The sequence below is a fragment of the Micrococcus sp. KRD026 genome, from assembly GCF_017168445.1.
Lineage (GTDB): Bacteria > Actinomycetota > Actinomycetes > Actinomycetales > Micrococcaceae > Micrococcus > Micrococcus luteus.
Window position 1 is genome coordinate 1 of the sequence record NZ_JABFBA010000002.1, and the last position, 7,594, is coordinate 7,594.

At 74.7% G+C, this 7,594-nt stretch carries 6 protein-coding genes and 1 pseudogene; 6 read left to right on the forward strand and 1 reads right to left on the reverse strand.

Features of this window, described 5'->3' with window-relative positions; all coding sequences use genetic code 11:
- The 4 genes and pseudogenes from J1M40_RS00535 to J1M40_RS00550 form a co-directional block, all read left to right on the forward strand.
- Nucleotides 1-790 (forward strand): annotated as a pseudogene (locus tag J1M40_RS00535) (ATP-dependent helicase); the annotation flags it as partial.
- Nucleotides 791-927: 137 nt separating this feature from the next.
- The gene (locus tag J1M40_RS00540; RefSeq protein ID WP_206450332.1) at nucleotides 928-1,434 is read left to right on the forward strand and encodes a VOC family protein; all 507 of its coding nucleotides are present in this window, start codon (nucleotides 928-930) and stop codon (nucleotides 1,432-1,434) included.
- Between the two features lie 14 nt (nucleotides 1,435-1,448).
- Nucleotides 1,449-2,360: a DNA-formamidopyrimidine glycosylase family protein gene (locus J1M40_RS12920; RefSeq protein ID WP_206450334.1), complete on the forward strand. Its 912-nt coding sequence runs from the start codon at nucleotides 1,449-1,451 to the stop codon at nucleotides 2,358-2,360.
- Between the two features lie 77 nt (nucleotides 2,361-2,437).
- Complete coding sequence (locus J1M40_RS00550; protein WP_044659051.1) at nucleotides 2,438-3,688, forward strand: glucose-1-phosphate adenylyltransferase family protein; 1,251 nt, start codon at nucleotides 2,438-2,440, stop codon at nucleotides 3,686-3,688.
- On the opposite strand, the gene J1M40_RS00555 is transcribed toward J1M40_RS00550, so the two are convergent.
- Entirely contained in the window at nucleotides 3,678-4,940 is a 1,263-nt protein-coding gene (locus J1M40_RS00555) for a CdaR family transcriptional regulator (RefSeq protein WP_020627988.1), read from the reverse strand. The genes J1M40_RS00550 and J1M40_RS00555 overlap by 11 nt on opposite strands.
- Nucleotides 4,941-5,117: 177 nt before the next feature.
- Between J1M40_RS00555 and J1M40_RS00560 the strand changes: the two genes are divergently transcribed.
- Both J1M40_RS00560 and J1M40_RS00565 read left to right on the forward strand, forming a co-directional pair.
- On the forward strand, nucleotides 5,118-6,320 hold the full coding sequence (locus tag J1M40_RS00560) for an acyl-CoA dehydrogenase family protein (protein ID WP_036316076.1): 1,203 nt from the start codon (nucleotides 5,118-5,120) through the stop codon (nucleotides 6,318-6,320).
- Between the two features lie 46 nt (nucleotides 6,321-6,366).
- On the forward strand, nucleotides 6,367-7,581 hold the full coding sequence (locus tag J1M40_RS00565; RefSeq protein ID WP_020625412.1) for an acetyl-CoA C-acetyltransferase: 1,215 nt from the start codon (nucleotides 6,367-6,369) through the stop codon (nucleotides 7,579-7,581).
- The last annotated feature ends 13 nt before the right edge of the window (nucleotides 7,582-7,594 follow it).

Consider the following 7,594-nt stretch of genomic DNA (forward strand, 5'->3'; position numbering starts at 1 on the left):
GGGCCGGTACGCGGGGCTCACCTCGCCCGAGGGCGGCGCCCGGGGCTCGGCCGGCCTCACGGCGGGGACCGTCGGGCTCTCGGCCGCCGAACAGGCCCGCTCGGCCGGCCGCTGGTCCCTGCTGCCCGCCGCCGAGCAGGACCCCACGATCCGCGCCCACGCCACCGCCGAGCTGCTGCTGGACCGGTACGGCGTGATCACGCGCGGCTCCGTGGTGGCCGAGGAGGTCCCCGGCGGCTTCGCGGGGCAGTACCGGCTGCTCACCCGGATGGAGGACGCGGGCCAGGTGCGCCGCGGCCACTTCGTCGACGGGCTGGGCGGCGCGCAGTTCTCCACCGGCGCCGTCGTGGACCGGCTGCGCGGGTTCCAGCGGGACGAGGAGGACGCCGCCGTCGACACCGCCCCGCTCGCGCTCGCCCTGGCCGCGACGGATCCGGCGAATCCCTACGGCGCCGCGCTGGACTGGCCGTCCGTGCCGGCCGGGCCGGACGGCGTCGTGCCCACGGGCCATCGCCCGGGCCGGAAGGCGGGCGCCGTCGTCGTGCTGATCGCGGGGCGGCTGGCGCTCTACATGGAGCGCGGCGGGCGCACGCTGCTCGCGTTCACGGAGGATCCGGGCGAGCTGCGGGCCGCGGCGGAGGCGCTCGTGTGGGCGCTGCGCACCGGCCGCACCGAGCGGCTGAGCCTGGAGAAGGTCAACGGCGGGCCGGTGCTCGGCACGCCGCTGGCCGAGGCGCTGCTGGCCGCGGGGTTCTACTCGAGCCCATCGGGCATTCGGTTCCGGAACTGAGAACCCACGCCCGTCCGCCCGTCCGCAACGCGGGTTGAGTTGTCACGGGTCCCGCCGTCGGACACCCGCGACAACTCAACCCGCGTTGCCCGGGGTGGCCCTGTCGCGGAGGCGGGGCCCGGGGGTAGGTTCGGCCCATGAGCATCGACGCCGCCCCGCCCGAGGACGTGGGCACCACGGGCACGTCCCCCGCCCCCGAGGCCCTGGAGGACTCCCTGCCGCACCCCTCGGACCCTTCCGTCACCCCGTTCCTCCTGTTCGAGGGTGACGCCGGTGCGGCCATGGACGCCTACCTCACCGCGTTCGTGGAGCACCTGCCGGTCACCGAGGTCCGCCGCGACCTCTTCGACGAATCCTCCCCGCGCGGCGCCGCTTGGGCGGGCAAGGTCCTGCACGGCGAGCTCGAGATCGCCGGCCAGCGGCTGCGCTTCTTCGACTCCTTCACCCCGCACGGGTTCACGTTCACCCCGGCCATCAGCCTGTTCGTCGAGCTGCCGGACGCCACCGCGGTGGACGCCATCCACGACGCGCTCCTCGCCGGCGGCGGCCGTGACTGCATGCCGCCCGACGACGACGGCTTCTCCCGCCGCTTCGCATGGGTCGGGGACCGCTTCGGCGTGACCTGGCAGCTCAACGCGGCCTGAGCCGGTGACGGCCCGTGCCTGAAGGCGACTCCCTCGTCCGCGTCGCGCACCGGCTCCGCCCCGTGCTCGAGGGCCGGGTCCTGACGCACGCGGATCTGCGCGTGCCCCGCCACGCCACCGCGGACCTGACCGGCTGGACGGTGGCCGAGGTCCTGCCGCGCGCCAAGTACCTGCTGATGCGGCTGACCCCGCCCACGGCCCGCCCCGGGGCCCGTCCGCTCACCCTGATCTCGCACCTGAAGATGGAGGGCCGCTGGCTCGTCTCGGCCATCGACGCCCGGTGGGGCGCCCCCGCCTGGCAGGTGCGGGCGGTGCTGGAGACGGCGGAGCACCGCGTGCTCGGCGCCCAGCTGGGCCTGCTCACCCTCGTGCCCACCGCCGACGAGGCCGCCGTCCTCGGCCACCTCGGCCCCGACCTGCTGGACCCGGCCTGGGACACGCCCGACGACGGCGCCGCGCTGCTCGCCGAGGGCGTGCGGCGGCTCACGGCCCGGCCCGAGCGGCCGGTCGGCCTGGCCCTGCTCGACCAGCGGCTCGTCTCCGGGATCGGCAACATCTACCGCTGCGAGACCCTCCTGCTGGCCGGTATCGACCCGCACCGGCCGATCGGCGAGGTCGAGGACGTCGCCGGACTCGTGCTGCTCGCCCGGGACCTGCTGCGCGCCAACGTGCGCCGGACCACGGGCGTGCGTCCGAACCCGGCGCGACCCTTCGGGGTCGAGGTGCTGGTCCCGGCCGGTCCGTCACCCGACACGGCACCCGGCCGGACGCCCGGCGCGCGTGGCGGGGGGACGCCGTCGTACTGGGTCTACGGGCACGACCGCACCCCGTGCCTGCGCTGCCGCGGCCCCGTCCGCCAGGAGGACTACGGCTCCCCCGAGGACGATGCGCGGCGGCTGTGGTGGTGCCCGCACTGCCAGCGCTGAGCCGGACGCGCCCCAACGGTGGCCGCGTGTCGTCCCCGTTCCCTACGCTGAACCCGCCCCCGACCCGAGGAGAAGTCATGGCCGACCCGTTCCCGAAGGACCCGGAGGGCGCCGTCGTCGCGCTCGTGCTGGCCGGCGGCACCGGCGGCCGCCTCATGCCGCTCACCGCGGCCCGCGCCAAGCCGATGGTGCCGCTGGCGGGCCAGTACCGGCTGATCGACGTCGTCCTGTCCAACCTGGCCCACTCGCGCCTGCGGGACGTGTGGGTCGTGGAGCAGTACCGCCCCTTCACGCTCAACCAGCACCTGGCCGGCGGCCGGCCGTGGGATCTCGACGGCACCCGCCACGGCCTGCGGCTCCTGCCCCCCGCGCAGGGCCGCGCCGAGGAGGGCTTCGCCCGCGGCAACGGCCACGCGATCGCCCAGCAGCTGCCGCTGCTGGAGCAGTTCGGCGCCGAGACCGTCGTCGTGCTCTCCGCCGATCACCTGTACCAGCTGGACCTGCGCCCCGTGCTGGCCGAGCACACCCGCTCCGGCGCCGAGCTCACCGTGGTCACCACCGAGACGGACGAGGACCCCTCGCGCTTCGGCGTCGTCCAGGTGGACGACGACGGCGCCGTGACCGACTACGCCTACAAGCCGGAGGACCCGGCGGGCACGCTCGTGGCCACCGAGGTGTTCGTGTTCGACGTCGCCGCGCTCTCCGAGGTGGTCGGCGACCTCGTGGCGGGCGAGGACGAGGCGGCCACCAAGGACGAGGGCGAGACCGATGAGGACGGCGACCCCGTGGGCTCCTCCCTCGGCGACTACGGGGAGAGCATCATCCCGGCGTTCGTGGCGCGGGGGCGCGTGCGGGAGCACCGCCTCGTCGGGTACTGGCGGGACATCGGCACCCTGGACGCGTACGTCCGCGCCCACCGGGAGATCCTCGACGGCACCGGCCTGGACGTCGCTGCCGAAGGCTGGCCGCTGCTGACCAATCCGCACGCCGCTCCGCCGGCCTGGGTCGCCCCCGAGGCGACCGTCACCGGCTCCCTGCTCAGCCCCGGCTGCCGGATCGCGGGCGAGGTGACCGACTCGGTCGTGGGCCCCAGCGTGGTGGTCGAGGCCGGCGCCGTGGTGCGCGGGAGCATCCTGCTGGGCGAGTGCACGGTGCCCTCGGGCGCGGTGCTGGACACGGTGATCGCCGACGTCGGCGCCGCCATCCCGGCCGAGGGCGCCACGGGGCGCGCGGAGCCGGCCGACGAGGTCGTGGTCCTCGAGCCGGGCGAGCGCGGGCCCGCCTCCTCGGACGAGACCACCGGTTCGGGCGCCCCCGTCAGGGACTGATCGGCCGCGCCCTCCGGACCGGCCCGCCGGCCCGGTCTGCGGCGAGCACGGCCAGCTCCAGCATCAGGCGTCCCCGCGGGTCCTGCAGGCTGCACCCCGTCAGCTCCACCAGGCGCTTGGTGCGGTAGATGACGGTGTTGCGGTGGCAGATCAGGTCCTCCGCGGCGAGGGTCGCGGAGCCCGAGCGGCGCAGCAGCGCCCGCAGGGTCTCCATCAGAGTGGCGCGCTGGTCCGCGGGCAGCGCCCGGAGCGGTCCCAGCACCTCCTCCACCAGCAGCGCGGCGACCTCCGGGCTGGACTCCAGCAGCACCTCCGGCAGCCGATGGGAGGCCCAGGCGAGCCGCCGCTCGCCCGGCGGGAGCGTGTGCGCCGCCCGCGTCGCCAGCCGGAACGCCGCCGCCGTCTCGGGGATCCCCTGCCGGGCCCAGGCCACTCCCACCTGGCCCTCGACCAGCGGGCCCAGCGCCTCCGTGAGCCATTCCTCGTCCGTCGAGGGAGGCTCGACGACACCGTAGAGCGCCCCCTCGCGCACAGCCCAGCGGGACGTCGCCCCGAGTCGCCCCATGCGGTCCTCGGGGTGATGGAGCACGTCGCTCCCCGGGTCCTCGGCGAGGGCGACGACGCAGGCGAGGGGGGCGGTCGCCCGGACGCCCAGGATCTCCTCGGCCTGCTCCGCGTAGACGGGGTCCGCGCCCTTCCCCTCCAGCAGCCCGGCCAGGCAGTCCTCCTGACGGCGCAGGTCGCGCAGGGTGAGGCGCGCGGTCTCCCGCCGGTAGGCGGCGCTGAGGACCTCGCCCGTGACGCTCAGGTCCTCCCACAGCCGGCGCCCCGCCTCGAGGAGCTCCTCGGTCGTGATGTCGAGCCTGCCCTCGCGGACCCGCCGTCCCAGCTCCTCCCAGAGCAGCCGGTTGCCCGAGGTGTAGGTGGAGATCACGGTCTCCAGGGGCACCCCCTGGCGGGCGCGCTCGACGCCGGTGGCCCGCCACGTGTCGACCAGGCGCCCTCCCGCGCCCTCCCCGGAGGGCACGCCGGCCAGGCCCCGCAGGCCCCGACGGACGTGCTCCCGCGTGCTACGACGCAGCCTGGCCCGCAGCTCCGGCGTGGACCACGCCCCGCCCTGGTCGCCGCCCAGCGTGGCGGCGGCGATCTCGTCGGCGATCCGGTCGGCGTCCTCCAGCAGCGCCGACCAGGCCTCCCGCAGACGGCGCTCCGCGTCCCCGGACTCCTCGGGGACCCCTGCCTCCTGCACCATGCCGTCCTCCTCGCCGCCCCCGCCGGCGGCGTCCGGCCGGGCGGGACTCGTGTCCTGGCTGCACAACCGACTCTGTGCTCCGTGCCCATAGTGCCACTGTGGCGCCGGTCATACGGTGGGCGGAGACCTCGTCCGCACCCGGACCCATCCCACCCGAGCCCCCCCAGAGGAGCCGACATGAGCGAGACCCGCTCGGGCGTCCTGCCCGACCACGACATCTACCTCCTCGACGACGAGCTGACGGAGGAGCAGCGCGAGGTGCGCGACCGCGTCCGCGCGTTCGTCGACGCCGAGCTCATGCCCGTCATCAACGACTACTGGGAGCGCGCCGAGTTCCCGTTCGAGCTCGTGCCCAAGCTGGCGGAGCTGAACGTGGCGGGCACCGTCATCGAGGGGTACGGCTGCCCCGGCATGAGCCGCATGGCCGGAGCCCTGGTGTCGATGGAGCTGGCCCGCGGGGACGGATCCTTCAACACCTTCTTCGGGGTGCACTCCGGGCTGGCGATGGGCTCGATCAACGCTTTCGGCTCGGACGAGCAGAAGGAGCGCTGGCTGCCCCGGATGGCCCGGATGGAGATGATCGGCGCCTTCGCGCTCACCGAGCCCGACCACGGGTCCGACTCGGTGGCCCTCGAGACCACCGCCCGCCGAGAGGGCGACACCTGGGTGCTCGACGGCGCGAAGCGCTGGATCGGCAACGCCTCCTACGCCCACGTCATCGTCATCTACGCCCGCGACGTGGCCGACGGCCAGGTGAAGGCGTTCGTGCTGGAGCGGGAGCCGGACACGGAGTTCCCCGCCGGCTTCGAGCCGACCGTGATCACCGGCAAGATCGGCAAGCGCGCGATCCTCCAGCCGGACATCGTGATCTCCGGCCTGCGCATCCCCGAGGCGGACCGGCTCCCCGGTTGCTCCTCCTTCAAGGACGTCAACCGCGTCCTGAGCACGACCCGCGGCGGCGTGGCCGTCGAGACGCTCGGCCACGCCGTCGCCGCGTACGAGGCCGCCGTCGCCTACGCCGGGCAGCGCGTCCAGTTCGGCAAGCCGATCGCCGGCCACCAGCTGGTCCAGGGGCAGCTGGCCACCATGCTGGCCGACGTCACCAACATCAAGCTCACGTGCTTCCGCCTCCTGGAGCTGCAGGACCAGGGTCGCCTGACCGGCCCGATGGCCTCGCTCGCGAAGATGTCGGCCGCGCGCCAGGCCCGCCGGGTGACCTCCATGGCCCGGGACATCCTGGGAGGGAACGGGCTGCTGCTGGAGAACCACGTCGCCCGCCATCTGACGGACATGGAGGTCGTCTACACGTACGAGGGCACCGACTCCATGCAGTCGCTGATCGTCGGCCGCGCCATCACCGGCGTGTCGGCCTTCGCCTGAGACCTCCCCGCCCTCTCCCCGCCCCCCTTCCCGAAGGAGCACCACCATGCCTGAAGCCGTCATCGTCTCCGCCGTCCGCTCCCCCATCGGCCGCGCCCGCAAGGGGTCCCTCCGCGACCTGCGCGCCGACGACATGGCCGCCCAGATGGTCACCGCCGCCCTGGACCGGGTCCCCGAGCTGGACCGCGCCGAGGTCGAGGACCTCATCCTGGGCTGCGGCGCCCCCGGCGGGGAGCAGGGCGGCAACCTCGGCCGCGTGGTCGCGGTCTTGGCCGGCCTGCCCTCCGTGCCCGGCACCACCATCACCCGCTTCTGCTCATCCAGCCTGCAGTCCACCCGCATGGCGTTCCACGCCATCCGCGCCGGGGAGGGGGACGTGTTCGTCTCCGCCGGCGTCGAGTCGGCCAGCCGGCTGGACCGCGGCGCCTCCGACGAGGACACCCGCAACCCGGCGTTCCGCTCCGCGTGGGAGCGCTCGGCCCGCCGGGCCGAGGGCGACGCCCCCGTGTGGACGGACCCCGCCGAGGAGGGCGAGCTGCCGGACGTCTACATCGCCATGGGCCAGACGGCTGAGAACGTGGCGCAGCTGCGTGGCGTCTCCCGCCAGGCCCAGGACGAGTACGCCGTGCGCTCCCAGCAGCTCACGGAGAAGTCCCAGGCCTCCGGCTTCTGGGACCGGGAGATCTCCCCGCTCGTCCTGCCCGACGGCATCCGGGTCACCCGGGACGACAGCCCGCGCGCGGGCACCACGCTCGAGGCCGTTTCCCAGCTGAACCCCGTCTTCCGGCCCGACGGCACCGTCACCGCCGGCAACGCCTGCCCCCTCAACGACGGCGCCGCGGCGCTCGTCGTCATGAGCGACACTCGCGCCGCCGAGCTGGGGCTGACCCCGCTCGCCCGGATCGTGTCCACGGGCCTCTCCGCCCTCTCTCCCGAGATCATGGGCCTGGGCCCCGTGGAGGCGTCCCGGCAGGCGCTGGCGCGGGCCGGGATGAGCATCGACGACGTCGACCTCGTGGAGATCAACGAGGCGTTCGCGGCGCAGGTGCTCCCCTCCGCCGAGGACCTGGGGATCCCCCTGGACAAGCTCAACGTCAACGGCGGGGCAATCGCGCTGGGCCATCCCTGGGGTATGACCGGAGCCCGGATCACCGCCACCCTGCTGAACTCGCTGCGCGAGCACGACAAGCACATCGGCCTCGAGACCATGTGCGTCGGCGGCGGCCAGGGCATGGCGATGGTCATCGAGCGCCTGTCCTGAGTCCTTCCCGCCC

Bases quoted from the DNA above. Each gene is read 5' to 3' on its own strand.
- J1M40_RS00540 (WP_206450332.1), top strand. From the start codon at position 928: ATGAGCATCGACGCCGCCCCGCCCGAGGACGTGGGCACCACGGGCACG.
- J1M40_RS00550 (WP_044659051.1), top strand. From the start codon at position 2,438: ATGGCCGACCCGTTCCCGAAGGACCCGGAGGGCGCCGTCGTCGCGCTC.
- J1M40_RS00555 (WP_020627988.1), bottom strand. From the start codon at position 4,940: ATGGTGCAGGAGGCAGGGGTCCCCGAGGAGTCCGGGGACGCGGAGCGC.
- J1M40_RS00560 (WP_036316076.1), top strand. From the start codon at position 5,118: ATGAGCGAGACCCGCTCGGGCGTCCTGCCCGACCACGACATCTACCTC.
- J1M40_RS00565 (WP_020625412.1), top strand. From the start codon at position 6,367: ATGCCTGAAGCCGTCATCGTCTCCGCCGTCCGCTCCCCCATCGGCCGC.